General features: G+C 60.1%; 22 protein-coding genes and 5 tRNA genes. 22 read left to right on the forward strand and 5 right to left on the reverse strand.

Annotation, left to right across the window (positions count from 1 at the left end; genetic code table 11):
• Positions 1-202 precede the first annotated feature (202 nt).
• The 14 genes from ACTQV4_RS00145 (at position 203) to typA (ending at position 15,397) form a co-directional block, all read left to right on the forward strand.
• Positions 203-1,558 (forward strand): ATP-binding protein, encoded by a 1,356-nt coding sequence (locus ACTQV4_RS00145; RefSeq protein ID WP_441568957.1) that lies wholly within the window; start codon positions 203-205, stop codon positions 1,556-1,558.
• 15 nt (positions 1,559-1,573) lie between these two features.
• Positions 1,574-3,277 carry a DnaA ATPase domain-containing protein gene (locus tag ACTQV4_RS00150; protein WP_441056458.1) on the forward strand — a complete coding sequence of 568 codons (1,704 nt, stop codon included), beginning with the start codon at positions 1,574-1,576 and terminating at the stop codon, positions 3,275-3,277.
• A gap of 238 nt (positions 3,278-3,515) precedes the next feature.
• On the forward strand, positions 3,516-4,619 hold the full coding sequence (gene dnaN, locus ACTQV4_RS00155; protein ID WP_427794035.1) for a DNA polymerase III subunit beta: 1,104 nt from the start codon (positions 3,516-3,518) through the stop codon (positions 4,617-4,619).
• 9 nt (positions 4,620-4,628) lie between these two features.
• Entirely contained in the window at positions 4,629-5,735 is a 1,107-nt protein-coding gene (gene recF / locus ACTQV4_RS00160) for a DNA replication/repair protein RecF (protein ID WP_427717918.1), read from the forward strand.
• On the forward strand, positions 5,722-6,285 hold the full coding sequence (locus tag ACTQV4_RS00165) for a DciA family protein (RefSeq protein WP_427729032.1): 564 nt from the start codon (positions 5,722-5,724) through the stop codon (positions 6,283-6,285). Before recF ends, ACTQV4_RS00165 begins: the two co-directional genes overlap by 14 nt.
• A 104-nt stretch (positions 6,286-6,389) precedes the next feature.
• The gene (gene gyrB / locus ACTQV4_RS00170; RefSeq protein WP_427717924.1) at positions 6,390-8,420 is read left to right on the forward strand and encodes a DNA topoisomerase (ATP-hydrolyzing) subunit B; all 2,031 of its coding nucleotides are present in this window, start codon (positions 6,390-6,392) and stop codon (positions 8,418-8,420) included.
• A 185-nt stretch (positions 8,421-8,605) separates the two neighbouring features.
• Positions 8,606-11,317, forward strand: a complete 2,712-nt coding sequence (gyrA, locus tag ACTQV4_RS00175) for a DNA gyrase subunit A (protein ID WP_441569132.1) — start codon at positions 8,606-8,608, stop codon at positions 11,315-11,317.
• Positions 11,318-11,615: 298 nt separating this feature from the next.
• Positions 11,616-11,692 (forward strand) — tRNA-Ile (locus ACTQV4_RS00180).
• A gap of 67 nt (positions 11,693-11,759) precedes the next feature.
• Positions 11,760-11,835: transfer RNA gene (locus ACTQV4_RS00185), tRNA-Ala, on the forward strand.
• Positions 11,836-11,839: 4 nt separating this feature from the next.
• Positions 11,840-11,916, forward strand: a tRNA-Ile gene (locus ACTQV4_RS00190).
• 153 nt (positions 11,917-12,069) lie between these two features.
• Positions 12,070-12,570, forward strand: a complete 501-nt coding sequence (locus ACTQV4_RS00195) for a bifunctional nuclease family protein (protein ID WP_427748159.1) — start codon at positions 12,070-12,072, stop codon at positions 12,568-12,570.
• Positions 12,571-12,960: a hypothetical protein gene (locus ACTQV4_RS00200; protein ID WP_441546457.1), complete on the forward strand. Its 390-nt coding sequence runs from the start codon at positions 12,571-12,573 to the stop codon at positions 12,958-12,960.
• Positions 12,961-12,990: 30 nt separating this feature from the next.
• Complete coding sequence (locus ACTQV4_RS00205) at positions 12,991-13,440, forward strand: hypothetical protein (RefSeq protein ID WP_441540325.1); 450 nt, start codon at positions 12,991-12,993, stop codon at positions 13,438-13,440.
• Positions 13,441-13,558: 118 nt separating this feature from the next.
• Complete coding sequence (typA, locus tag ACTQV4_RS00210) at positions 13,559-15,397, forward strand: translational GTPase TypA (protein WP_154516764.1); 1,839 nt, start codon at positions 13,559-13,561, stop codon at positions 15,395-15,397.
• Between the two features lie 104 nt (positions 15,398-15,501).
• Here the strand turns inward: typA and ACTQV4_RS00215 are convergent, their stop codons facing one another.
• The 4 genes from ACTQV4_RS00215 to ACTQV4_RS00230 all read right to left on the reverse strand — a co-directional run bounded on the left by ACTQV4_RS00215 (position 15,502) and on the right by ACTQV4_RS00230 (position 18,051).
• The gene (locus ACTQV4_RS00215) at positions 15,502-16,647 is read right to left on the reverse strand and encodes a polymer-forming cytoskeletal protein (protein ID WP_441546458.1); all 1,146 of its coding nucleotides are present in this window, start codon (positions 16,645-16,647) and stop codon (positions 15,502-15,504) included.
• Positions 16,648-16,831: 184 nt separating this feature from the next.
• The gene (locus ACTQV4_RS00220; RefSeq protein ID WP_229770653.1) at positions 16,832-17,521 is read right to left on the reverse strand and encodes a trimeric intracellular cation channel family protein; all 690 of its coding nucleotides are present in this window, start codon (positions 17,519-17,521) and stop codon (positions 16,832-16,834) included.
• 300 nt (positions 17,522-17,821) lie between these two features.
• Positions 17,822-17,912, reverse strand: a tRNA-Ser gene (locus tag ACTQV4_RS00225).
• Between the two features lie 48 nt (positions 17,913-17,960).
• Positions 17,961-18,051: transfer RNA gene (locus ACTQV4_RS00230), tRNA-Ser, on the reverse strand.
• Positions 18,052-18,544: 493 nt separating this feature from the next.
• Here ACTQV4_RS00230 and rpsF point away from each other — a divergent pair.
• The 5 genes from rpsF to ACTQV4_RS00255 all read left to right on the forward strand — a co-directional run bounded on the left by rpsF (position 18,545) and on the right by ACTQV4_RS00255 (position 21,535).
• Entirely contained in the window at positions 18,545-18,838 is a 294-nt protein-coding gene (gene rpsF / locus ACTQV4_RS00235; protein WP_006235831.1) for a 30S ribosomal protein S6, read from the forward strand.
• Between the two features lie 48 nt (positions 18,839-18,886).
• Entirely contained in the window at positions 18,887-19,339 is a 453-nt protein-coding gene (locus ACTQV4_RS00240) for a single-stranded DNA-binding protein (RefSeq protein ID WP_006235830.1), read from the forward strand.
• A gap of 72 nt (positions 19,340-19,411) precedes the next feature.
• The gene (gene rpsR / locus ACTQV4_RS00245) at positions 19,412-19,678 is read left to right on the forward strand and encodes a 30S ribosomal protein S18 (RefSeq protein ID WP_006235829.1); all 267 of its coding nucleotides are present in this window, start codon (positions 19,412-19,414) and stop codon (positions 19,676-19,678) included.
• A gap of 15 nt (positions 19,679-19,693) precedes the next feature.
• Positions 19,694-20,233, forward strand: a complete 540-nt coding sequence (gene rplI, locus ACTQV4_RS00250; protein WP_154516756.1) for a 50S ribosomal protein L9 — start codon at positions 19,694-19,696, stop codon at positions 20,231-20,233.
• A gap of 219 nt (positions 20,234-20,452) precedes the next feature.
• Positions 20,453-21,535 (forward strand): IS1595 family transposase, encoded by a 1,083-nt coding sequence (locus ACTQV4_RS00255; RefSeq protein WP_158553197.1) that lies wholly within the window; start codon positions 20,453-20,455, stop codon positions 21,533-21,535.
• 71 nt (positions 21,536-21,606) lie between these two features.
• Here ACTQV4_RS00255 and ACTQV4_RS00260 read toward each other — a convergent pair whose 3' ends face one another.
• Positions 21,607-22,101: a nucleotidyltransferase domain-containing protein gene (locus ACTQV4_RS00260; protein ID WP_117635919.1), complete on the reverse strand. Its 495-nt coding sequence runs from the start codon at positions 22,099-22,101 to the stop codon at positions 21,607-21,609.
• Between the two features lie 190 nt (positions 22,102-22,291).
• Here ACTQV4_RS00260 and dnaB point away from each other — a divergent pair, with 190 nt between their 5' ends.
• From dnaB to purD, 3 genes are all read left to right on the forward strand, one after another.
• Positions 22,292-23,689 carry a replicative DNA helicase gene (gene dnaB / locus ACTQV4_RS00265; RefSeq protein ID WP_427718155.1) on the forward strand — a complete coding sequence of 466 codons (1,398 nt, stop codon included), beginning with the start codon at positions 22,292-22,294 and terminating at the stop codon, positions 23,687-23,689.
• A gap of 92 nt (positions 23,690-23,781) precedes the next feature.
• Positions 23,782-25,068: an adenylosuccinate synthase gene (locus ACTQV4_RS00270; RefSeq protein ID WP_427717940.1), complete on the forward strand. Its 1,287-nt coding sequence runs from the start codon at positions 23,782-23,784 to the stop codon at positions 25,066-25,068.
• Between the two features lie 120 nt (positions 25,069-25,188).
• A complete protein-coding gene (gene purD / locus ACTQV4_RS00275; protein ID WP_154516747.1) occupies positions 25,189-26,493 on the forward strand; it encodes a phosphoribosylamine--glycine ligase in 1,305 nt (434 codons plus the stop codon).
• The last annotated feature ends 8 nt before the right edge of the window (positions 26,494-26,501 follow it).

Raw genomic sequence — 26,501 nt, forward strand, 5'->3', positions numbered from 1 at the left:
AGTATGACTCCAACTTTTCACGATATTTCACCGAGTTTTCAACAGGTCATGTTGGCAATGTTGAGAACTTTTCGCCCATTTTCCAAAGTTTTCAACATGTTTTGAAAACTTGTCGAAAGATGAGAAACATTGCGCGGTGAGCTACTATTTATCCGAAACCTTTTGAAAGATTGCGAGCGGCATGTCTGACGACTTTTACACCATGGTCGATTCCGGTGACCCGGCACCCGACAACGAGCACATCAACGGCGTACGCGAAGAGCGCGAAGAGGGCGAGCAGACATCGAAACAGACACCGAAAACCATGTATGCGGCGCGCATCGCCGTCTATGACGACATGCTTTCGACCCCGCGCGTGATCGTCATCGAGCCGCAAGACATCCGCACGTATCTGGAAGAGACGACTAACACCGTCTACCAGTGCATGAAAGAGCAAGGCGGACACATCTCGCTCATGGTTATCCGCGAGATTGTCGAAAACTTCATCCACGCCCACTTTGCCGAGCCCATTATCTCGATCCTGGACGGCGGGGAAACTATCCGCTTTGCCGACCAAGGTCCGGGCATCGGCGACAAAGAGCGCGCCTTCGACTTTGGCGTCACCAGCGCAAACAGCAAGATGAAGCGGTATATACGCGGCACCGGGGCGGGTTTTCCCATGGTGCAGGAATACCTGGAAAACGCCGGCGGGGCAGTCTCCATCGAAGATAACATGGGCAACGGCACCGTCGTCACGGTGAGCCTCGACCCCAAGCGCGTGCAGGAAATTGAGCGCGCGGGAGGGCGCGGGGCAGCCGTGCGCCCCGAGGCCCAGGGGTCGGAATACCCACTGCCGGGAGCATTTCCACAGCAAGCAATGATGACTCCGCAGCAAACCATGGCCGCGTCCCCACTACAACAGCCCATGGTTTCGCAGCAGATGCATCAACCCGGCATGCCGCCCATGCAGGACCCCCAGCCCGCGGGACAGACGACAACTCAAGGCTCGCCAGAGTCCATGGTCCCGGCCGATTCGGATGCAGCCGCGATGCAGCAGGTGACGGGCATGCAAGGAGCTCGGCAGATGGGCTTCCAACCGTACCCGCAGGCATATCCGGGACAATATATGCCGCAGCAGGGATACCCCCAGCAATATATGCAGCAGTATCCCCAGGGCTATCAGCAGCCGTATCAGCAGATGCCGCAGCCGTACAATCCCTGGGCCCAGCAGATGCCGCCGCAGCCATACCAACAGTGGCCGCAAAGTTTTCAACAGCCGATGCCAACCATGCAGAGTTCTCAACAACCAGCAGCTCAAATGATGTATCCTAATGCGGCGAATCAATACGCACAGCCGCAACCGGACGTATTTGTGAGCGAGCGCGGCAACGCGGCGCTGGGATATCTGGCTCAAAACCAAGAGTGCGGCGCCACCGACCTGGCGCGAGCATTTGGAAACTCCGCGCCCACGTGGTCACGCACACTCAATGACTTGGCGCAGGCCGGCTTGGTAATCAAACACGGTCAGAAATACCATCTGACCGAACTCGGCAGCGCTCGCGTGCGTGCCCAAAGTTAAGGAACGGGAGAGACAGTGGACGAGGAAGCAAGCATCATCCTGGAGGATGCCATCGCCTTTTGCCAGCGCGACGGCCAAGATGCACGCCTCATCAACATGTTGGGGCAATCGCGTGCCGTGAGCCTGACCGAGGACACCTTGACCATCGAGGCACCGTCGCGCTTTGCCATTGCGCAGCTCAAAAAGCACCAGCCGACTATCGAGCACTACCTAGAAGAGATTGCCTTTGCGCCGATCGCGCTCAACATCGTGGCTCCACAGGGTCCCACGACAGGCGCCACAGGGGCGGCACCCGTCACTCCCCCTTTGACGACCGTCGCCCCCGTGGCGGCTCCGGAGACCAACGCGAGCGATGTTTCCCGTGAAACCATGCCCCACGCAACAGCCGTGCCGGTAGCAACCGCTCCCAGCGTTTCGCACATGCCCGTCGCGCACGACGCGGCGCCGGGCGAAGAACCGGGCGTCGCGATTAAAAACACGCTGTCGGCCGACGATTTCCGCCGCATGATGAATCAGATGAAGGGCGTGGCACCCGCCAAGAGCGCGAAACCAGTCTCGACATCGCCTGTGAGCGTGCCTGCGGCTGCGGCGCCGGGCGAGCAGAACGCCGATGGCGCGCCCCTCGTGGCCAACTCAAAATTCACCTTCGAAAACTTTGTCTACGGCCCCGAAAACAGCCACGCCTATCGCTCGGCGCTTAAATTCGCCGCACTCGCAGACGAACGCGGTACTTGCACATCCCTGTTCATCTACGGCAAATCGGGCTTAGGCAAGACCCACCTGCTGCTCGCCATCAAAAACGAGCTCGCCGAGAAGTCGCCCGAGATCAAAGTGAAATACGCCAACTCACAGGCATACATCGATGATCTGATGACAGAATTCGACCGCCAAAAGAAGAGTAACGCTCCCATCATGCAGGCATACCACGGCGTGGACGTGCTCATCATCGATGACATCCAAAACATCATCGGCAAACGCGCGAGCGTGGACTACTTTTTCCAGCTCATGGACGAGTTTATCCGCAACAACAAGAAGGTCGTGATTGCCGCAGACCGTGCGCCCAAGGACCTGAACATGGACGAGCGCCTGACCAGCCGCTTTAACGCCGGCATGCTCTGCTTGGTAGCAGAGCCCAGCTACGAGATGAAGTACAAGATTCTGCAGCGCTATTACGAGAACACGATCGCGGCGGCGCCCGAAGCGGGCGACGACTCGCTGCTGGCGGCCTACGGTGGCGACAGCGGACATCTGACCGACGAGCACTTTAAACATATGGCGGAGGTATCGGGCACCAACATCCGTGAGCTCGAGAGCTTCTGCGAGCGCTGCGCCGGGGAGGCGGGCGACCGCGAGCGCGAGGGTAGCGAGCTGAGCTTCGACGACATCGATGCCATCGCCAGCCAGTACTTCGACACGTCGGCCAAAAAGATCAACGTGCAGACAGTTCAGTCTGTTATCGAGGAGCAGTACGGCGTGACGCATGAGGAGCTCATTGGTCCGCGCCGCAATGCCAATATCGCCAAGGCGCGCCATATCGCCATCTACCTAGCGATCGAGATGTGCGAGATGACAACCACCGCCGTGGGTGCGGAGTTTGGCAACCGCAACCACTCGACCGTCAGCACGAGCTACAAAAAAGTCCAGAAGATGATTCAGGAAGACCGGACCGTGACCGAGGACCTCAAATCGCTACGAGACAAAATTACACTGCGCTCGTAGGGAAATAGGCACACCTGTTGAAAACTTGTCGAAACCGCGGGCATAAGGTGTCTAAAACCCAGCCCGCTCCGATGAAAAGTTTTGCGCAGGTTTTGAACGTGGAAAACGACCCCTGTTGCACACAGGGAACTGTCGATTCTCTTTTTGGGTTTGACCTGCATGTTTGGGAGTAATCAACAGTTTCGTCAGTACTATTACTATTATTGAGATATTTATATCTATAGAAAGGTATTAAAAGATGAAGTTCACCGTCAGCCAGAGCTCGCTTACGCAAGCAATCGGCGTCGTCATGAAGGGTGTCGCTTCGGCATCCACCCTCCCCATTCTGTCAGGCGTGCTCATCAAGGCACAAGACGGCATCTTGGAATTCCAGACCTCTAACTACACTATCTCGATTCGTCACCGCATCGCGGCACATGTGGAAGAGGAAGGTGAGATGGTAATCCCCTGCAAGATGCTCTCCAACATCACCAAGACCCTTCCCGATGCCCCAGTTACCTTTGAGCTTTCGGAGCGCCAGGTGCTGATCGGTTGCGAGAAGAGTTCCTTCCGCCTGAATACGCTCGATGCCAACGATTTCCCCGAGTTCCCGGCCTATGCCATCGAGAGCGCCGTTGAGCTCCCGACCGACATTCTGTCCGAGATGGTCGGCCGCGTGTGGCGCGTCACCTCGACCGACAAGGCCCGCCCCATCCTGGGCGGTGTGCATATGAGAGTCGAAAACAACACCGTGCGCCTGGTGGCGACCGACTCCTTCCGTCTGGCCGTGTGCGATACGCAGGTGGAGACCTCGACGCTCGAGGGCTCCTTTGAGCTCAACGTGCCGGCCGATGCCTTCAACGACGCCCTGAGCATCATGGCGAGCCAGGCGACCATTATGATCGGTGCCACCGACACCCAGGTTGTCTTTGAAGCCGGCAACACCACCTACGTGTCGCGCCGCATAGAGGGTGTGTATCCCAACTACAAGCAGCTCATCCCCGATTCGTGCGTAACGAGCGTCAAGATCGACGTGGCGGCTTTTAATGCCGCCCTCAAGCGCGTGGCGGTCATCGCGAGCGCCAACCCCGCCGTCAAGTTTGAGATCGATGTCGAGAACGGCCAGATGGGCCTGTCCTCCATCTCCAATGACCAGGATCTGGCGCAGGAGACGATCGATGTCGAGGCCGAGGGCGAGTCGGGCACCATTGCCTTTAACTACCACTACATCTTTGGCTGTCTCAACGCCCTGTCCAAGGAGAAGGAGATCACGCTGGAGCTCAAGAGCTACTCGCAGGCCGGCATCTTTAAGTCCTACGACAAGATCAACTATCTGTACCTGGTCATGCCGGTGCGCATCTAGCGGCGCCCTATGGCCATGTTCGCCCGCGATCTTTCCGTCGCGCGCTACCGCAGCTTCGATAGCTATCGCCTGGAACTGAGCGATGGCGTGACGGTGCTCGCGGGGCCCAACGCGGCGGGAAAGACCAACCTCATAGAGGCGCTGCAGCTGCTAACGAGCGGCGCCTCGTTTAGGCATTCCACTGCCGTCGAGCTTGTGCACGACGGCACGGGTTTGTGCAAGGCCGAGCTTAGGCTCGAGGGCGATGGCCGCGTGCTGGACATGGGCCTATGCGTGGAGGACGGTAAGCGTTCGTTTAGCCGCAACGGCAAGCGATGTGCCGCCTCTGGCGTGCGCGGCGTGCTGCCGAGTGTTTTGTTCTGCCCCGATCATCTGGATATGGTTAAGCGTGGTGCCAGCGTGCGTCGCGCCGCGCTCGACGACTTTGGCGTGCAGCTGAGCGCCCGCTATGCCGATCTGGCAAGCGCCTACGGCCGCTGCGTGACGCAGCGCAACGCCCTGCTCAAAGAGACATGGTGCTGTCGCGAGATGCTCGGTGCGTGGAATGAGTCGATTGCCCGCGCCGGATCGGCCCTGCTGGTGCACCGCTTGGCCTTGCTCGATCGCTTGGATGCCCACGTGCGCAATGCCTACGGGCTGGTTGCGTCCGGGGAGGAGGCCGATGTGGCCTATGCGTCCACGTTGGGGGAGCTGCCCCAGACCGATGACCGCGAGGAGCTGAGGGGCTGGGCATACGAGCACATGCTCGCGGCGCTCGACGAGCGCGCCGACGAGGAAATCCGCCGCGGCGTGACACTCGTGGGTCCGCACCGCGACGAGATTGAGTTTTCGGTCGCCGGCCGCTCGGCTCGCTCGTTTGCCAGTCAGGGTCAGCAACGTACGTTGGTTCTGGCTTGGAAGGTGGCCGAGGTGGCCGTAGCCCGCGATATTCTGGGTACCGCCCCGCTGCTGCTTTTGGATGACGTGATGAGCGAGCTCGACGGCGATCGCCGCGCCGCTTTTTTGCAGCTGATCGGCGACGACATCCAGACAGTCATAACCACCACCAATTTGGGATACTTTACCGATGAGTTACTTGATCGAGCCAAGGTGGTGAGCATGGGTGAGGCATGCTAATTACGAGCGTGAGAACGGCACGGCTGCCTTCAGTGACTTTTTGGGTGCCGAGCGCCAGCGCATCTTGGCGTCGGCTACGCCCGAGCGTCGTGCGCAAATGGAGGCCGCCGAGGAATCGCGCGCGGTCTACCGTGCTTGGAACGCGGTGTGCTCGGGCACGCGCGAGGGCCGGCACGTGACGGGGCTGCGTTATCTTCCCGAGTCCAACGAACTGCTGGTGTATCTCGATTCGCCCTCGTGGACACAGGAGATGACACTTTTGCGCGAGATAATCCGCGCACGCATGGAGCGTGCCGGCGCGCATGTGGATGGCCTGGTATTTAAGACGACCCGCCCCGGCCACACGCCGCCCGCGGCAAAAGAGCGCCTGCGCCCGGTCGCGCCCGAGCGCCCGCCCGCGCCGCATGCCGACCTGAATGAAGCCGAGCGTGCCGAGATCGAGCGCCAGGTGTCGCCCATCGAAGACCAAAAACTGCGTGAGGCCCTCCAGAACGCCATGAGGGCCAGTGCCGAGTGGGCCAAGGGCGTGCAAAGCAAAAAAGAGTCTTAAATCGCATCTGGTGGCCTTGTATAGGCAAATACCCTCGTCCCCGAGGGTATTTTTTACGATAAAATAGTAAGGCTATACAGATTTTCTTAACCGAAGGAGGACGTGTGGCAAACGAAAACGATTACGATGGCGGCGAAATTAAGATCCTCGAGGGTCTCGAAGCCGTCCGTAAGCGCCCGGGCATGTATATCGGCTCGACGAGCGCCAGCGGTCTGCACCACCTGGTGTGGGAGATCGTTGACAACTCCGTCGACGAGGCCATGGCCGGTTTCTGCACCGAGATTCAGGTGACGGTCCACGCCGACAACTCCATTACGGTCGTCGATAACGGGCGCGGCATCCCCGTCGACGAGCACCCTGTCAAAAAGATTCCGACGCTCGAGGTCGTCATGACGATCCTTCACGCCGGCGGTAAGTTCGATAACTCGGCCTATAAGGTTTCCGGCGGTCTGCACGGCGTGGGCATCTCCGTTGTCAACGCCCTGTCCAAGCGCGTGGTCGTACAGGTGCGCCGCGACGGCAATATCTACGAGATGGAATTCTCGCGCGGCAAGACCGTCAAGAAGATGGAGGTCGTGGGCACCTCGGATTCGACGGGCACCACCGTCTCCTTCTGGCCCGACGACGAGATCTTCGAGACCTGCGTCTACGATTTCGATACACTGCACAATCGTCTGCAAGAGACGGCGTTTCTCAATAAGAACCTCAAGATCGTGCTGACTGACGAGCGTGAGGCGGCTCCCCGCGTGGAGGAGTTTTGCTACGAGGGCGGCATCATCGACTTCGTCAAGTTCCTCAACGACGGCAAGGACGTCCCCGAGGCCTTTAAGGAGCCCATCTACATTGAGGGCAAATCGGACCCGGATGCGCCCGTGGCCAAGATGGGCGAGGTCGAGGTGTCCCTGCAGTGGAACGCCGGTTATGGCGAGAACGTCATGTCGTTTGCCAACGACATCTACACCCCCGAGGGCGGCATGCACCTTGAGGGCTTCCGCACCGCCCTCACCCGCGTGATTAACGATTACGCCCGCAAGCAGAACCTGCTTAAGGAGAAAGAGGCCAACCTGAGCGGTGACGACGTGCGCGAGGGTCTCTCGGCCGTCATCTCGGTCAAGCTGCCCGATCCGCAGTTTGAGGGCCAGACCAAGGCCAAGCTCGGTAGTTCCTACATGCGCGCGCTTACGCTCAAGATCGTGACCGACGGTCTTGCCGACTACCTCGAGGAGCACCCCAAGCCCGCCCGCGAGATCGTCAAGAAGGCGCAGCAGGCCTGCAAGGCCCGCAACGCCGCACGCAAGGCGCGCGAGGCGACCCGTCGCAAGAGCCTGCTCGAGACGGCGTCGCTGCCCGGCAAACTCGCCGACTGCTCGGTGCGCGATGCCGAGCTGACCGAGCTCTTCATCGTAGAGGGCGACTCGGCAGGCGGTTCGGCCAAGGACGGCCGCCGCCGAGACATCCAGGCGATTCTGCCCCTGCGCGGCAAGATTCTGAACGTCGAGCGCGTGGGTGACCATCGTGCGTTCTCGAGCGACACCATCCAGTCGCTGATCACCGCGATCGGTTGCGGCGTCACGACGAGCGCCGGCGACGGCGGCGACTTCGATATCACCAAGGCGCGCTACCACAAGATCATCATCATGACCGATGCAGACGTCGACGGTGCGCATATCCGCATCCTGCTGCTGACGTTCTTCTACAAGTACATGCGTCCGCTGATCGATGCCGGCTATGTCTATGTTGCCTGCCCGCCCATCTTTGGCATTAAGGTGCGCAACAAGATCCACTACGTGTATCCCAACGGCCGACAGCCCGAAGACGAGATTCTGCGCGACACCATTCAGAGCCTGGGCCTGAACCCCGACGACAACGACGAGGACGGCAAGGCCAAGGATGGCAAGATCACCAAGAAGCGCAAGGGCTATACCGTCCAGCGCTACAAGGGCCTGGGTGAGATGGACCCCAAGCAGCTTGCCTCGACGACGATGGACCCCAAGACCCGAATTTTGCAGCGCGTGACGATCGAGGATGCCGTGGTGGCGGACCGTGCCGTACGCGAGCTCATGGGTTCCGAGGTGGGCTATCGCCGCGAGTACATTGAAAAACACGCGCATGATGCACGCTTCTTAGATGCCTAACCTGTTCGGCTTTCCCAGCTACCGCACCTTCGCCCTCAATCGTCGGTTGCGTACCCAAGTACGCTTCCCTCCTCTCTCGGGCGAATCTGCGGCACCTGGAAAAGCCGTCTCCGTGGTAGGGAACTAATGGACCACGCAAACCATGAGGAGGTAACGTGGCAGACGATATCAACAACAACGAGGGTATGGACGAGGCCGGCGACGCCGGTATGCCCGATGATCTGAAGCGCCTGCTCGCCCGCGCCGAGCAGGGCGAGGACGGCGATCCGGATTCCTACAACCCCGATGTCGAGGATGAAGAGGAAGAGGACGACGACGCCGAGCTCGAGGAGAGCTTTGGCGCGGTCGATCGCGGCGCCTCGGCCGGCGAGGACATCAACGGCGGCCAGCTCCAGATTTCGGAGTTTGGCCGCGAGATGAAGCAGTCGTTTATCGAGTACTCGATGTCGGTCATTACGGCACGCGCCCTGCCGGACGTGCGCGACGGCTTAAAGCCGGTGCACCGCCGCATCCTGTACGCCATGAACGAGAGCGGCATCTACCCCAACCGCCCGCACAAGAAGTCGGCCTGGACGGTCGGCGAAGTTATCGGTAAGTACCACCCCCACGGCGACTCCGCGGTCTATGAGACCATGGTTCGTCTGGCGCAGTGGTTCTCCATGCGCACGCCGCTTATCGACGGCCACGGCAACTTTGGCAACATCGACGGCGACGGTGCCGCAGCTATGCGTTACACCGAGAGCCGTCTGGCAAAGCCCGCCATGGAGCTGCTCCGCGACCTGCAGAAGGATACCGTCGACTGGCAGCCCAACTACGACGAGTCGCTCGCCGAGCCCGTGGTACTGCCCGCACGCTTCCCCAACCTGCTGGTTAACGGCAGCCAAGGCATCGCTGTAGGCATGGCCACCAATATCGCCCCGCATAACCTCACCGAGGCGATCGAGGCCACCTGCTACCTGATCGACAACCCCGACGCCACCGTCGACGAGCTCATGCAGATTATGCCCGGCCCGGACTTTCCCACCGGTGCCATCATCATGGGTAGCGCCGGCATTAGGCAGAGCTACGAGACCGGCCGCGGTTCCATCACCGTGCGTGCCAAGGCCCATGTGGAGTCCACCAAGACCGGCCGCAGCCGCCTGGTCTTTACCGAGATTCCCTACATGGTCAACAAGGGCACCCTGCAGGAGAAAATCGCCCAGCTCGTAAACGACAAGCGCATCGAGGGCATCTCGGACATGCGCGACGAGTCCAACCAAAAGGGCATCCGTCTGGTCATTGAGCTCAAGAAGGGCGTTATCCCGCAGGTCGTACTTAACAACCTGTATAAGTACACCTCGCTGCAGACCACCTTTGGTGCCAACAATCTGGCGCTCGTCAATGGCGTTCCTAAATGCCTGAGCCTGCGCGAGATGCTGCAGCACTACATCGACCACCAGGTCGACGTAGTCACCCGCCGCACCCACTTTGACCTTAAAAAGGCCCAGGCCCGTGCACATATCCTTGAGGGCTACCTTATGGCCCTCGACCATATCGACGAGGTCATTAGCATCATCCGCTCCTCGCAGACCGATTCCGAGGCCGGCAGCCGCCTGATTGAGCGTTTTGGCTTTACGCCCGAGCAGACCACGGCCATCCTCGAGATGAAGCTGCGTCGCCTGACCGGCCTGGAGCGCGACAAGATCCAGGAAGAGCTGGACGGCCTGCGCCGTGCTATCGCCTACTACGAGGACCTGCTGACGCACGAGGAGAAGATTCTGGGCGTCATCAAGGAAGAGATGCGCGAAATCTCCAAGAAGTTTGGCGACAAGCGCCGTACCGAGATCAGCCAGGTCGAGAAGGATCTGGACGTCGAGGACCTCATCGCCGACGAGGACATGGTCGTGACCATCACCCACACCGGCTATGTGAAGCGTATCCCGGTGGCCGCTTACCGCGCCCAGAAGCGCGGCGGCAAGGGCGTGTCGGGCGTCAACCTTAAAGAGGACGACGTTATCGACGAGATGTTTATCGCGTCCACCCACGAGTATGTGCTGTTCTTCTCGAGCAAGGGCAAGGTCTACCGTCTGAAGGTGCACGAGCTGCCGGTTGGTACGCGCCAGGCGCGCGGCACCGCAATCGTCAACCTGCTTCCCTTTGAGGAAGGCGAGAAGATCGCGAGCGTCATTAGCTGTCGTGAGTTCCCCGCCGATGAGTACCTGATGTTTGCCACCAAGAACGGCATGGTCAAGAAGACCGTGATGAGCGCCTATGATCGCAGCCGCCGCGATGGCCTAATCGCCATCAACCTGAGGGACGACGACGCGCTGCTCGCCGTGCGCCGCGTGCGCGAGGGCGACAAGGTCATCATGGCCACCACTGCGGGCAAGGCGATCATGTTCCCCGAGGACCAGGTTCGCGCTACCGGTCGCGACACCAGCGGTGTCCGCGGCATTGGCATGAAGGACGGCGTGAGTGTCTTGGGCATGGAGGTCACCAACGGCGAGGGCGACCTGTTTGTCATTACCGAGTGCGGCTACGGCAAGCGCACGCCGGTCTCGGATTATCCGGAGCAAAACCGCGGCGGCCAGGGTGTCTACACCATCCAAATGACCGAGCGCAAGGGCAACCTTGCGGCCATGAAGGCGGTCGGCCCGCAGCATGAGCTGTTTATCGTGACGGAGGGCGCGACGGTCATTCGCGTCAAGACCGACGAGATCAGCCAGACCGGTCGAACCACGCAGGGTGTCAAGATGATGACCGTAAGCGATGACGACCGCGTGTGCGCCGTTGCCCGCATGACGGCCGCCGAAGAGAAGCCCGAGGGCGAAAGTGCCGAGACCGCAGACGTCACCGAAGAGGCCCCAGTCGACCTGGGCGACGGCAACGACATGCCAGAGGATCTCCTAGACGAGTAAGAGGACCTAGCTGGTAAAAATCATCAGACCCCATATATCGGCGGTCGGCGCACCTGCGCGCCGACCGCTTTTTTGAAAACCTTGGGACCCCATGGTCGCTGGGCTGGCGAGATAGTGTTGGTTTGTCGCGAGTTCCGCACGCAAAGAAGGCCACTTAATGTGGCCTTCGTCTTGCGCAGGACTGCCCGAGCAGCAAACCAACACTATCTCGCCAGCCCAGCGACCACCCCTCCCAAAGATTTTCAAAAAAGTTGTTGACGCGCGCGTAACGACTCGTCTAATATATCCCTTGCGCGATGGACCTGTAGCTCAGTTGGTTAGAGCGTCCGGCTGATAACCGGGAGGTCACAAGTTCGAATCTTGTCAGGTCCACCACTTTCTTTCGCAATAAACACCCCAGCGAGAGCCGAGTCGCCGCTGGGGTGTTTATTACTGTCTCCGTGGGGGTTTAGCTCAGCTGGGAGAGCGCGGGCTTTGCAAGCCTGAGGTCAGGGGTTCGATCCCCCTAACCTCCACCATGATGGACCTGTAGCTCAGTTGGTTAGAGCGTCCGGCTGATAACCGGGAGGTCACAAGTTCGAATCTTGTCAGGTCCACCATCTAAAACGTAAAGAGCCCCGAGCTATTGCCTCGGGGCTCTTTTCTTACCTATCCAATAAGTTTTTGTGTGCGGTGCGAAAGTTTGGGTAGTATAGCTATTCAATGCGGCGGAGCTGCCGCGCATGCCAATCACAACGTACCGGAGGTGTTCCATGGTTCGTGTCGACATAGAGACCATCGTCATGGCCGCCGGTCCCGTGCCATCGCTGATCGTCTTGCGCGAGCGTTGCCGTAAGTCGGATTCGTCCGCGCCGCTGCGCTCTCTTTCCATCCAGACCGGTTCCTACGAGGCAGCGGCCATCAGCCGCGGTATCGATACCGGCCGCACCGATCGCCCCATCACCCACGATCTTTTGCTCGATACCATCGAAGTGGTGGGAGCGAAGATCGAGCGTATCGAGATCGTGCGCGCCGAGCCGCCGGTGTTCTACGCGACGGTCGTCGTGCACACCGATAGGGGCGAGCGTATGCTTGACGCACGACCGAGCGACGCTATCGCCCTTGCCGTGCGCAGCAATGCCCCCATGTTTGTGGAGGACGACATCATGAATCGCTTGGGCACCGTCTCTCCGCTTGCCGACGAGGTTGACGACGAGAGTGAATTCGAGAAGTTTGACGAGTTTGTCCACACGCTCTCGCCCGATGATTTCTAAATGTCGGTTGAGCACGATGCACGGCGAGCGCTGATGGGTACCAGTGTGTCGACCGAAGCAGCCGCTATCGCGCGTGAGGCCCATATGCGCGCCGAGGCATTTGAGGTCGCGCGCATTGCGTATGTGACGCAGGCTCGCACCCTTCGCGAGCGCCGTGACTCCTATATCAAGATGGTTGTTGTCTCCGCGCTTGCCGCGGTAATCTTGTCGCGGCTTCGTGGTACAGTTGGTGCGCTTGGGTTTTCGATTTCGACGGGCCTGGTGATCTGGGGCGTGGTCGATGCGGTAATGCTGACCAACCAGATCAAGGTGCTCGACAAGCGCGCTGCGGATATGGTTCGCGCCCGTGACGCTGCCGCCAGAATCGCGGCCGAGGCACAGGAGTTATAACGACGCCGAATGCGATGGGAAGGTCAAAAGATGGCACAGGATATGAAGGACGCCGGTAACGTCTCCGCCGAGCTCGACGCCATGGTGTGCGATCTGATCGGTGCGTTTTTGGATGACCTTGCCGCCGGTGAAAACCCGGGCGTTGTCGTGGCAATCGAGGATGCCGCCTCCAACCGCTATCTTGCGGCTCTCGACGAGGACGGTGAGGAGGCATGCCTGGAGGCTGCCACCAACTTTATCTCCGAGCACAAGATGGGTCTCAAGGACGAAGGCCTGGGCCGCATCGCCCGCTATGCCATCGGCTATACCGGCTGTGTGGAGATCGAGGGCGGATATCACGACGCTTTGCTCGTTAGCTTCTTCGAGACCACGCTCGAGAGCGGTTTTTCGGCATATGTGCTGTACGAGGGCATGGGCGCCGGCGATGGTTTTATGTGGAGCGACCCTGAACCTGCAGGTGAGGAAACCCCTCTCATCTAGAATCGCTAAAATAAACGAGTTTTTCGGTAAAAGGCTCAATATTCCCGCCGAGCGTTGTGTTGCTGGACGGGTCACATACGCGTGCCGTTTGTATATAGATAGAAGATAGGGGAACTACATGCGCGTAGACAATCTGAGGAACATCGCCATTATCGCCCACGTCGACCACGGTAAGACGACGATGGTCGATAAGCTCCTGCGTGCCACGGACGCCTTCCGTGCCAACCAGCAGGTCGAGGATCGCGTCCTGGACTCCAACGACCAGGAGCGCGAGCGCGGCATCACGATTCTCGCCAAGAACATCTCTATCGAGTACAAGGACGTTAAGATCAACGTCATCGACACCCCGGGCCACGCCGACTTTGGCGGTGAGGTCGAGCGCGTGCTGCGCATGGCCGACGGCGCTCTGCTGCTGGTCGACGCCTTTGAGGGCCCCATGCCCCAGACCCGCTTTGTCCTACGTCACGCCATCGACACCGGCCTTAAGATCATGATCGTCATCAACAAGATCGACCGTCCGGGCGCCAACCCCGAGAAGGCCTACAACGACTGTCTGGACCTTATGGCCGACCTGGGCGCCACCGACGACCAGCTCGAGTTTGCCATGGAGCACGTGGTCTATGCCAGCGCCATGAATGGCTTTGCCCGCCTTGACCCCAACGACGGCAACATGGACATGTACCCGCTGCTCGACATGATCATCGACGACATGCCCGCGCCCGAGGTTGACGAGACCGCGCCGCTCGCTATGCAGTGCGTGACCATCGACCACTCCAACTTTGTCGGCCGCATCGGCATTGGCCGCGTGTACTCCGGCACCATTCGCCAGGGCGATCAGATCCTGGTCGTCAAGAACGACGGTTCCAGCGCCACCGCTACCGTCAAGCAGCTCTTTACCTTCGACTACCTGGGCCGCACCGAGTGCCAGGAAGTCGGCGCCGGCGACATTGCCGCCGTCGTGGGTATCGAGCGCACCGACATCGGCGATGTCTACACCGATCCCGAGAACCCCGTCGAGCTCGAGCCTATCGAGATCGATCCGCCGACCCTGTCCATCGTCTTCGAGGCCTCGACCTCTCCGCTCGTCGGCCGCGATGGTGACATTGTGGGCGCTCGTCAGCTCAAGGAGCGCCTGTTCAATGAGGCCGAGAACAATGTGACCATGAAGATCGAGGAGCTCGAGGACAAGAGCGGCGTCGAGGTCTCGGGCCGCGGCATTCTGCACCTGTCCGTCCTGATGGAGTCCATGCGTCGCGAGGGCTTTGAGTTCCAGGTCGGCCGTCCCCGCGTTCTGTTTAAGAAGGATGAGAACGGCAACAAGATGGAGCCCGTCGAGCAGGCTGTCGTCGAGTGCCCGGACGAGTACTCGGGCAAGGTCGTCGAGGTCTTTGGCACCTCTGGCGGCATTATGACCAGCATGGACACCTCGGGCATCGTGACGCACCTTGAGTTTAAGATCCCGACCCGCGGCATCATGGGCCTTAAGAACCGCATCATGAACGTCACTCACGGCGAGGGCGTGTTCTATCACACCTTCCTGGAGTACGGTCCTTACGCCGGCGAGATCGGCAACCGTCAGAACGGCGCCATGATCTCCATGACCACCGAGAAGGCCGTTGCCTACGCTCTGGGCACGCTGCAGGAGCGCGGCCAGCTGTTTGTTGAGCCGGGTGTCGAGTGCTACGAGGGCATGATCGTGGGCGAGCGCAGCAAGGCCGGCGACATGGTCGTCAACATCGCTCGTACCAAGAACCTGGGCAACCAGCGTTCCTCGACCTCCGATATCTCCGTGCAGCTGGTGCCGCCTCGCACCTTCTCGCTGGAGGAGGCGCTGGAGTACATCGCCGATGACGAACTGGTGGAGATCACCCCCAAGAACATCCGTCTGCGCAAGCGTCTGCTCAACGCCACCGATCGCAAGAAGGCTGCCGTTCGCGCCGGTCAGGTCAACAAATAAGCGCTGAGCTCTGTAGCATTCACAAGAAAGGGCGTCGACCATCGCGGTCGGCGCCCTTTTTGTACCACCACAAAGAGGAAGGACACCTTTGCGGTGGTTGGCGGTTAGGCGGAGGGAAGGCCCGGGGTGTTGGGGGCCTTTTGCGGCTTGACGTGGGCGTTGCGCCAGATGATCTGAATGAGATAGCCCAGCATAAAGACGAAGGCTACGCCGCTGATAAAGTTGCCCATAAGGGGAAGTGCTGTAAGGGCGCCGGCGATGGCGCCGCCCACGGCGGCCATGGCGTAGCGGTTCTGGCTGTGCCCGACCATGCGTGCGATCGCGGTGCCCGCAAAGGCCGCCGAGACCAGGGCGATGCCGATGACGCCGCACATCAGGGCTCCGGCGAGCGACAGGCCGGCAATAGAGATGATGAGCAGCAAGATGGCGGGAACGGCGGCTACCGTGCCCAAAAGACCGCTCACCCACAGCGGGGCGGGGTGCTGGTGAAGCATGCCGGCCGCGCTGGCTGTTGCACGCGGAAAGACGAGCTCAAGGAGAATCGCGACAAAGCAGGTGGAAAGAGCTGCGGCAACGATGCCGCCGATGACGTCGTTGACGGTGGAGGTATCTTCGTTCTCGGTGCGGTCGATCTTGAGGGCTCCCACTTTGGCGCCGTCGGCGCGTTCGGGGTCCTGTGAGACATGAGCGTTTACGGTACCGGTGATGTTGGCGTTTTTGCCGAGCACCAGCTTGTCGGCCCAGACCTCAACATCGCCATCGACAGTGCCGTCGATGGTTACCGTACTGCCCGCGAGCGCTGCCGACTTGGCGGAGCCGCGCAGGGCAACCGTCTCACCTGCGGCATAGAAGCAATTGGCGGTACTGCCGGAGTTAAGTACGACGTGCTGAGCGGCAACTGTCACGCTTCCATCAATGGTGGTCTTGGCGATATCGATGGTGCGCGCCGCCAGGCGAACGGCGCCGCCTACGGTGCAGTCGCGAATCGACAGGCTTTCGCCGGCGGCGATGATATCGCGGTCGATGGACGCGTCGTCCAGGCTAAGGCTTTGACCGGCCCAGTACAGATCGCCCCCGACGCCGGATGGACTGGAATCCCCGTCGGACACGAAAACATTGCCCGCGGTGTCGGTGCCGGCGAATGCCATGGAAGGCAGCGCGGTAAACGCCAGCGCGATAAGCGCGAAGGCCATAATGAGGTGTCCGCGCATGCTGTGATGTTGCGCCGCCGCGGGTTGGTTGTGAGGCATGGTGAATCCTTTGCTTGGTGATTTGCATACGCCCAATATGGTACCCATTGCGCCTTCGCTCTAAAAGAAACTCGCGGTTGCAGTATTCTGCATGGGCAATTGCCTACGTAAGGTGTCGCGGGATATCGGGTCTGCGACCGGTTGTAGACAGGCTGTCACCTTGCGATGGGCCGGGCCGTGCTATCTATTTTTTACGATGTAGGAAACGCGCGATATCGTCCTCGGTGGGACTTTTGATGTCAAAGCGCAGCGAGAGCCAGCGCAGGCCCATGGTCACTGCGACGCAAACGACCAGCGCGACGACATTGCTGACCAGGCCGCTCATGACAAGGCAAACATAGCTTGCCGATCCAGCGATAGCCGCGATGGCATAGAAGTTGGTGCGCTGGAAAATACCCGGCACCACGCCCATAAAACCATCGCGCAGCATGCCGCCGCCTACCGCGGTAAAAAAGCCCATCATGATGCACACGACCGGTGCAAATCCGTACACGAGCGCCTTATCTGCGCCGGTTGCCGCATAAATACCCACCGAGATGATGTCGAGCAGGGGGATGAGCTTGTCGGGCTTGTCGACGATGGCAGGGAAGATGTAGATGATGGCCGCCGTGGCGATGGACAGCGGAAGCGCCATGGGCTGGTTAAGGATGTAGACGTTGCCCACCTGGAGCGTCATATCGCGCAAAAGACCGCCGCCCAGACCGCAGACCACGGCGAGCGCGACGGCGCCCACCAGATCGAGTTTGTGCTCGCGCGCAACCAGTACACCCGAAATCGACGCCGCGACGACAGCGAACATCTCGAGCCAAAACGGGATGGCAACCATGGCATCCGAGGCGTGTGCGGTAACGATTACAGTGGCGATGACGGGCAAGGTGGGTTCCTTTGGGTAGCTGGATTGGAAAATGCCCGTACATAGTACATGGTTGTGGGAGGTCGTGACCCCATTGCTCGGTAAACGGTCGGAACTGGGCGCGGTCACAGGTTCCAAACATGTACATCAGCCTCCAAAAACGACATTTTTTGACATCTTTGGAGGGTGATGTACATGTTTGGAGATCTGGGTTGGTGTTGAACGCCCTGTCGGGTTCGAACCCCTCCTCCGCCGCCGTATTTGTCTGTAAGGGACTCAAAACAAAAAAGCTCCCTTTGTTGGGAGCTTTCTCAACCAAAATGGCGGAGGAGGAGGGATTCGAACCCTCGTGACCTTATACAGGCCAAACGGTTTTCGAGACCGCCGCATTCAACCACTCTGCCACCCCTCCGCGTGGGGTAAAAACAAAGCAGGCACAAAGGCCTGCTTTGGAATTAACTGGCGGAGAGTCAGGGATTTGAACCCTGGAGACGCTTTTGACGCCTACACGATTTCCAATCGTGCTCCTTCGGCCACTCGGACAACTCTCCGTTAAATGCGAAAGTCAGTATACACGAGGAATCGCAAAGTGCAAACCAAAAACTTGGCATTTTTTAAATTGCATCGCTCCGTCGTTTGCCCAACCGTGCCGAAACCAATCGATGACCTGCGTAATCGGACCAGACGAACTGTTCAAATGAGGTAGTTACGGACGGTCGGGAATCAAGTTTAATCATTCAAAATGTCGCGTTGTACCGCTGGTATGCATTTTGCGACCGCAGCCATACTGCGAGCGACTTGCGGTTATCTGGCAGAAAGTCGGTATGTACCCGCCCTTGTCCTCAAATCCGTCAAGCTCTTGGACAGCATTTGGTTGGAATATGCAAGAAAGGCCGTGCGAGTATGGGCATATGTGGAGGTCATGAGGTTGTAGCTGCATATTCTTGCAGCCTGGGAGGTTGAAAGATACTATTACCAAGTCTTTTCCTGCTTCAGGCGCACCTTCACGACCTGAAGCCACATTTGTCCAGAGGAGGTGACAATATGAAGGCTTATGAACTGCTGTTCTTTGTTGACCCGTCGCTCGACCCCGAGACTCGTCTCGCTGTTATGAAGCGTATCGATACCACGATCGCTGAGGGCGCTGGCAAGGTCGACTCCGTTGACGAGTGGGGCAAGCGCAAGCTCGCCTACGAGATCAACGACCTCACCGATGGTGACTACACCCTCATCAACTTCCACGCAGATCCTACCCAGATCGCCGAGCTTGATCGCGTCCTGCGCATCACCGACGCTGTGGTCCGCCACATGATCGTCCGTCGCGACGACCAGGAGTAAGACTGTCGTTTTGGACTGGGCTTGTGCCCCAAGAGGAAGTAGTGAGTAATGAGCATCAATCGAGTGAACATCACCGGTAACCTCACCCGCGATCCCGAGCTGCGCGCCACTGCCGGCGGAACCCAGGTTCTGTCCTTTGGCGTCGCCGTGAACGATCGCCGCCGCAATGCGCAGACTGGCGAGTGGGAGGACTATCCCAACTTTGTCGACTGCACTATGTTCGGCACCCGCGCCGAGGCCGTGAGCCGTTTCCTGGCAAAGGGAAACAAGGTCGCGATCGAGGGCAAGCTGCGCTACAGCTCTTGGGAGCGCGACGGTCAGCGCAGGAGCAAGCTTGAGGTCATCGTCGATGAGATCGAGTTTATGAGCTCCCGTGGTGGCCAGGGTGGCTACGATCAGGGCGGTTACGCCCCCGCAGCTCCCGCGCCCGCAGCACGTCCTGCCGCACCGGTGGCTACGCCGCCCGCGGTCGACGTCTACGATGAGGACATCCCGTTTTAAGGGTTGTTCACCTATTTTTGAGTGAGAGGCGGCTTCGGTTCGCCGAAGTTGCCAAATGAAAGGTATTTTGACATGGCTAATGATTTTTCTGCACGTCAGCCGCGTCGTAAGTACTGCCAGTTCTGCAAGGAGAACACTGAGTTCATCGACTATAAGGACACTCAGCTTCTCCGTAAGTACATGACCGACCGTGGCAAGATCAAGCCCCGTCGCGTCACTGGCGCTTGCACGCAGCATCAGCATGACATCGCCAACGCCATCAAGCGTGCCCGCGAGATGGCTCTCCTGCCGTACACCGTCCCCGTGGTTTCCTCTCGTGGCAACCGCGACCGCGGCTAAGAAGGGAGACGCATCATGAAGGTTATTCTTCTCGATGAGATCAAGGGCAAGGGCGGCGAGGGTGACGTCGTAGAGGTCGCTCAGGGTTACGCTGAGAACTTCCTGTTCCCCAAGAAGCTCGCTGTTGCCGCCACCAAGGGCAACCTCAAGCAGCTTGACGAGCGTCGCAACAACATCGCCAAGCGCGAGGCCGTCCGTCTGGCTACCGCCAACGAGACCAAGGCTGCCCTCGAGGGCAAGCAGGTCACCGTTGACGTCAAGGTCGGCGACGAGGGCATCCTCTTTGGCTCCGTCACCGCCGCTATGATCGCTGACGCCATTAAGGATCAGCTCGGTATGGACATCGACCGCAAGCGCGTCGAGCTCGGTAAGCCCATCAAGGTTGCCGGTGCCCACACCGTTGCCATCTCGCTGTACCGCGAGATCAAGGCCGAGGTTGTCGTTCTCGTCGGCGTTACCGCCGAGGAGCTCGCTGCCGAGGCTGAGGTCGAGGAGGCCGCTGAGGTCGCCGAGGCCGAGACCGCCGAGGTCGAGACCGAGGCTGCTGCTGAGTAGCATTTGCTGCAACGCAACAATCTTGTTCTAAGAAGGGCGCTCTGGGAGACCGGGGCGCCCTTTTATTTTTTTGCGCTGAGTGGGCGTCACGTCATACATTGAGATGCAGTTCCACATAAGCGTTGTGTTAGACCGCTTTGGATAAGTGTCCTATGCACAGTACACGCAGCAGGACCCCCAATTGCGACAATTCCATCATCAGGAAAGATGGAGGTTGCAATGGAAGACGTGCTCACCCAGCTGACGAGGCAGTTCCTCCCGCAGATGACGGCTGCCGAGAAGAGCAGGGTCCTGAGATCGCTCAAGGCGCTGATAGACGCGGAGCTTTTCGAACTCGCGGCAAGCGAGGGGGCGGAAGACGATCCCGACAGAGCCTGCCCCTGGTGCGGCTCCCCGCATTACGTGAAGAGGGGGCGAGACGGGCGCGGCCGTCAGCGGTTCCTCTGCCGAGGGTGCGCCAGGACCTTCACCGACGCCACCATGCGCATCTTCTCCACCACCAAGCTCGACAGGTCGGCCTGGATGAGGTTCGCGGAGTGCCACGTGGACATGCTCCCGCTGCGCGAGTCGGCGGAAAAGTGCGGCGTGTGCCTCAAGACGGCGTTCTTCATGCGCCACAGGCTGCTCGAGGCCATGGCCAAGCGCATGCCCGCCTTCCGCGTGGAGGCCGGCGGCGGGGCCGAGCTCGACGAGTGCTTCTTCAGGGAGAGCTTCAAGGGAAACCGCTCCAGGTCGGAGTCCGGCATGCCCAGGAAGCCCCGCACAAGGTCGCAGGGAACCGACGGGCACGAGAAGATATGCGTGCTCACCGGCATCAACGACGCCGGCGACATCTTCTACGAGATCGCGGGGAGGGGCGGCCTCGATGAGGCGGCAGCCAGGGAGCTGCTCGCCGACAAGCTCGCGGTCGGCGCGATAATCTCGACGGACCGTGCGCACGTGTACCGCCGCGTCCTGCCCGCCCTCGGCGTCGGCGCGCACATCGCCAGCAAGAGGGAGGAGCACGCCATCAACAGGGTGAACAGCCTCCACTCCCAGATGAGGCACTTCATCGGCAGGTTCCGGGGTGTCTCCACGAGACGCCTCGAGAACTACCTCGCCTGGTTCAAGTGGACATGGTGCTTCAAGGTCCGCAGGAGCGCGGACGAGCTCGCCGAGCTCATAGTGAGGCAGGCAGCCCGCGGCACGTACGAGAAGACCTGGCGCCAGTACAAGGTGACCCCCTATCCGTTCTACGAGTACTGGATCAAGCAGGCGAAATGGGACTCGCGTGCGCGGAGGGCCATATACGGCGTGGCGTGATGTCCAGGGCGGTCTGGCGCAGCGCATCTGCGGCAAGCGCTGAAGTCGTGCCCCGATGCAAATAGCAACAGCTAGCGATATTCTTCGGGAACGTCGAAACCGTACTCACGGCATAGGAGCATGACATCGTGGGCGTCGTGCTCGTCATGCTGATAGCCCAAGTGAAACAACAGCTGGCTTTCGGGGTCGATGCACGACACCTCCACCTCGCCGATGCGCCCCCTCCCCGAAAAGACCTCCCCGGGAAAACGATCTCCCTGATACAGAATATCGCCATTCTCGGCGAAATCGAAGCAATGCAGGTCGACGATGCGCCCCGCCTCGTCTTGCCACACCGTGTGATCTTCGGTGGTGAAAGATGCAGCCACCTCGGAAAACCCCTCATCAGCAATTAGATCCACGAACCTTTGGTAATCCCCGCGCTGAACGAACAGGTCGATGTCGTTATGAGCCCTGGTCTCACGCCCGACAAGCGCATCGACGCCCCAGCCGCCATCAAGATATACGCCAATGCCCGCACCTGCGGAAAGGCCGATTATCCAACACGCATCATCCTTGGTGACCATAGGAGCTCCTTCGCTTTCGCCTGCTATTTAAGCAAGAAAGATTATAGGAAAAGTCCCAGTATCCAAAGTGGTCTAACACAACGCACATAAGGGACCGTTCATCCGTTTGGTTCGGTGATGATTGTTAAGGCGCGCCTCGATTTAAAGCTGTGGCTGATACTATGGATGCTCGCAAGCGATATGAATGAGGATGCTCATGGCATATGACGATAGGGAGACATGGCTGACGGTCGAGGACCGCGGCTCCAAGTTGGGTCTCCCCCAAAACCAAGATGCAGAGGCCAACGTACTGGCCGCCATGCTGCTATCGCCCGAAGTGGTCGAAGAAGCCCAGGTCGAGCTGCAGCCCGATGATTTCTACCGGCCCATTCATAAGACCATCTATACCGCGATGGTCGATATGTACAACAGTCGCATTCCCATCGACTCCATCTCGCTGATCGATTACCTGCGAAGCATCAACAAGCTCGATGCCGTGGGCGGCGAGGCGTACATTTTGGAGCTGATGGGTCAGACCCTGTCGCTCGTCAACTGGCAGCACCATGCCGCCATCGTTCGTCGCGACTCGATGCTGCGTGAGCTGATTGGCGCCACCAACGAGATTAACGCGCTGGCCTATAACGCCCCCACCGATACCAAAGAGGTCGTGGAGCTGGCCGAGAGCAAGCTGCTCAAGGTTACGGCGCGCGAGGTTAAGTCGAGCTACAAGACACTGACCGAGTTTATGGTCGAGGCCTATAACGAGGCCGAGGAAGTGTGCCAGGCCGGTGGCCAGGCAGCGGGCGTTCCCACGGGCTTCCCGTCACTCGACCGCATGCTTATGGGCTTCCGCGAGGGCCAGCTCATCATTATCGGCGCCCGCCCCGCCGTGGGTAAGACCTCGTTCGCTCTAAACCTGGCGCTCAATGCCGCCGCTGCGGGCTACACCGTCGGCTTTTTCTCGCTGGAGATGTCGGGCAAGGAAATTGCCCAGCGCCTGATTTGCGCCTATGCCATGATTTCGATCAGTGATTTTCGCATGGGTCGCATTAGCCCCGAGCAGTGGGCCAATATCAACGAGGCCACGCAGACCTTGTCCAAGCTCGATATTCTGATTGACGATACGCCCGGCACCACGGTGACCGAGATTCGCGCCAAGAGCCGCCGCATGCTCCACAACAAGGAGAAGGCCATCATTATCTTGGACTACCTGCAGCTGGTGAGTCCTCCGCCGGGACGCCGTTCCGAGAGCCGCACCGTCGAGGTCTCCGAGATGTCGCGTGGCTTAAAGATTATGGCCAAGGAACTCAAGATTCCGCTGATCGCGCTGTCTCAGCTGTCGCGTCAGGTCGAATCCCGTACCGGCAAGCGCCCGCAGCTTTCCGACCTGCGCGAATCGGGCTCCATCGAGCAGGACGCCGATATCGTCATGTTCTTGGACCGTTCCGCCGACGAGGCTGAGGCCTCGCGCGACGACCGACCTGACGAGGGCGTCACGCGTATTGTCGTGGCCAAGAACCGTTCGGGCCCGATCGGTGACGTCGACCTGATGTTTCTGCCGGCGTCTACCAAGTTCTATGAGCTTGATGGGGTGCATACCGAGGAGTAGGACAGGCGCCCGTTGCACGGGTATACTGGGAATGTTTTGTGCTTCTGCCCGCCGTGTGGCGCGCAGACAGTCCATGTATGTAAGGAGTAAACATGCCGTCAACCGTTTTGGTCGGTGCCCAGTGGGGCGATGAGGGCAAGGGTAAGATCTGCGACCTGATCGCCGGCGACTTCGATGCCGTCGTGCGCTATTCGGGCGGCAACAACGCCGGCCACACCATCGTTGTCAACGGCAAGAAGTACGGCCTGCACCAGGTGCCCTCCGGCATCATGTACGCCGACCACGTGTCGGTGATTGGCAACGGCTGCGTCGTCAACCCCAAGGTTGTCCTTGAGGAGATCGACATGTTCGAGGCCGATGGCATCACCACCAAGAACCTCAAGATCAGCGGCAACGCACACGTGATCATGCCGTATCACGTCGACCTGGACGGCGCCTTTGAGCAGAAGCTCGGCAAGAAGAGCATCGGTACCACCAAGCGCGGCATTGGCCCGTGCTATCAGGACAAGATGGCTCGTATTGGCCTTCGTATGCAGGACATGCTGGACGAGGAGCTCTTCCGCGACAAGCTGGAAACCGCTCTTGCCCGCGTGAATCCCGAGCTCGAGCTGCTTTACGGCCTGCCCACCTACACCGTGGACCAGATCTGTGAAGAGTACCTGCCCATGGCCGAGCGCCTGCGCCCGTACATCACCGAGACGAGCCTGCTGCTCAACAACATGATCGATGAGGGCAAGACCCTGCTCTTTGAGGGCGCCCAGGCAACATTGCTCGATATCGACCACGGCACCTATCCGTTTGTCACGTCTTCCAACTGCACCGCCGGCGGAGCGATCACCGGTTCTGGTGTTGGCATGAAAAACGTCGACCGCGTGCTGGGCGTCATGAAGGCCTACATCACCCGCGTCGGTGCAGGCCCCATGCCCACTGAGCTTTCCTACGAGTCCGAGGCCGGCCATACGCTGACCGAGGAGGGCTATGAGTACGGCGTGACTACCGGTCGCCGTCGTCGCTGCGGCTGGTTTGACGGTCCCATCGCCAACTACGCCTCGCGCGTCAACGGTCTTACCGACATCGCCCTGACCAAGCTCGACGTGCTTTCGGTCTTCGACACCATTAAGGTGTGCGTGGCCTATGACGTCGACGGCGAGCGCTACACCAGCGTGCCCGAGCACCAGGTGCGCTTTGAGCATGCCAAGCCCATCTACGAGGAGCTTCCTGGCTGGAAGTGCGATATCACCGGCTGCCGCAGCTTTGAGGAGCTGCCGCAGGAGGCTCAGGACTACGTGGCATTTGTCGAGGATCTGGCGCACACGCGCGTGACGTTTGTCGGTGTTGGCGCCGGCCGCGAGCAGATCATCAACCGATTCTGGAAGTAATCGGCGTTATTTGGTTATTGCGATATACCCCTTCGCAGCCCGGACGGGCGGCCGAGGGGTATATTTGCTTGTAATGGGCCCGCATGGTTGACGGGCCGTTAATCCATAGAGGAGGCACCCTTGAAGGCGGACACTCAAACCATCGACATCCTGTTGTTGGGCAGCGGCGGCCGCGAGCATGCTTTGGCAGCCAAGCTCGCGGCATCACCGCGCGCCGGCAAGCTCTACATCGCCCCGGGCAACGGCGGCACCGCGAGCTGCGGCGAGAACGTGGTTCTCGACGATTGCGATCCTGCTGCCGTGGCGGCGTTTGCACAGAGCCACGGATGCGGACTCGTGGTGATTGGCCCCGAGGCTCCGCTCGTGGCGGGCGTGGCCGACGCCGTGCGCGCGGCGGGTATTCCCTGCTTTGGCCCGGGTGCCGAGGGCGCCCAGATGGAGGGCTCTAAACTGTTCTCCAAGCAGCTCATGGAGCGCGCGGGCATTCCGACGGCCGCCTACGGCTCGTTTACCGACGAGGCTTCGGCTCTCGCCTATGTGCGCGAGCAGGGCGCTCCGCTGGTCGTGAAGGCCGACGGTCTTGCCGCGGGCAAGGGCGTTATTGTGGCAACCGAGCTTTCGCAGGCCGAAGAGGCCGTGCGCGAGTGCTTTGGCGGCACCTTTGGCGATGCCGGCAACACCGTGGTTATCGAGGAGATGCTCGTTGGCCCCGAGTGCTCGCTGCTGGCCTTTACCGACGGCAAGACCGTGCGCCCCATGGCCACCTCGCAGGACCACAAGCGCGCGCTTGAGGGCGACCTTGGTCCCAACACGGGCGGCATGGGCGTCTACAGCCCGGTGCCCATCGTGACCGACGAGGAGCACGCCACCATGGTGAAGGTCATGGAGCAGACCGTGGCCGAGCTCGCCGCCGAGGGCATCGATTACCGTGGCTGCCTGTACGGCGGCTTTATGCTTACCCCCGCCGGCCCCAAGGTGCTGGAGTTTAACGCCCGCTTTGGCGACCCCGAGACGCAGGTCGTACTGCCGCGCCTTAAGAACGACCTGGTCGAGGTCATGCTTGCCTGCGCTAACTGCGAGCTCGACCAGATTGAGCTCGATTGGCGTGACGAGTGGGCGGTGGCCGTTGTCCTGACGAGCGCGGGTTATCCCGGCAGCTACGAGAAGGGCAAGGTAATCACCGGCATCGAGGATGCCGAGGCCATGGAGAACGTGACCGTGTATCACGCCGGCACCGCCGTGGTGGACGGCCAGCTCGTGACCAACGGCGGCCGCGTGCTCGCCGTGACCGCGCTGGGCGACACGTTCGAGAACGCTCGCAACCTTGCCTACGAGGCTTGCGAGAAGATCGATTTTGAGGGCAAGACCCTGCGTCACGACATTGGCCTGCGCGCGCTGCGCGGCCGCGACGCCTGGGATGCTTAAAATCCGAG

It is taken from the genome of Collinsella sp. LCP19S3_B11 (assembly GCF_052121915.1).
Lineage (GTDB): Bacteria > Actinomycetota > Coriobacteriia > Coriobacteriales > Coriobacteriaceae > Collinsella.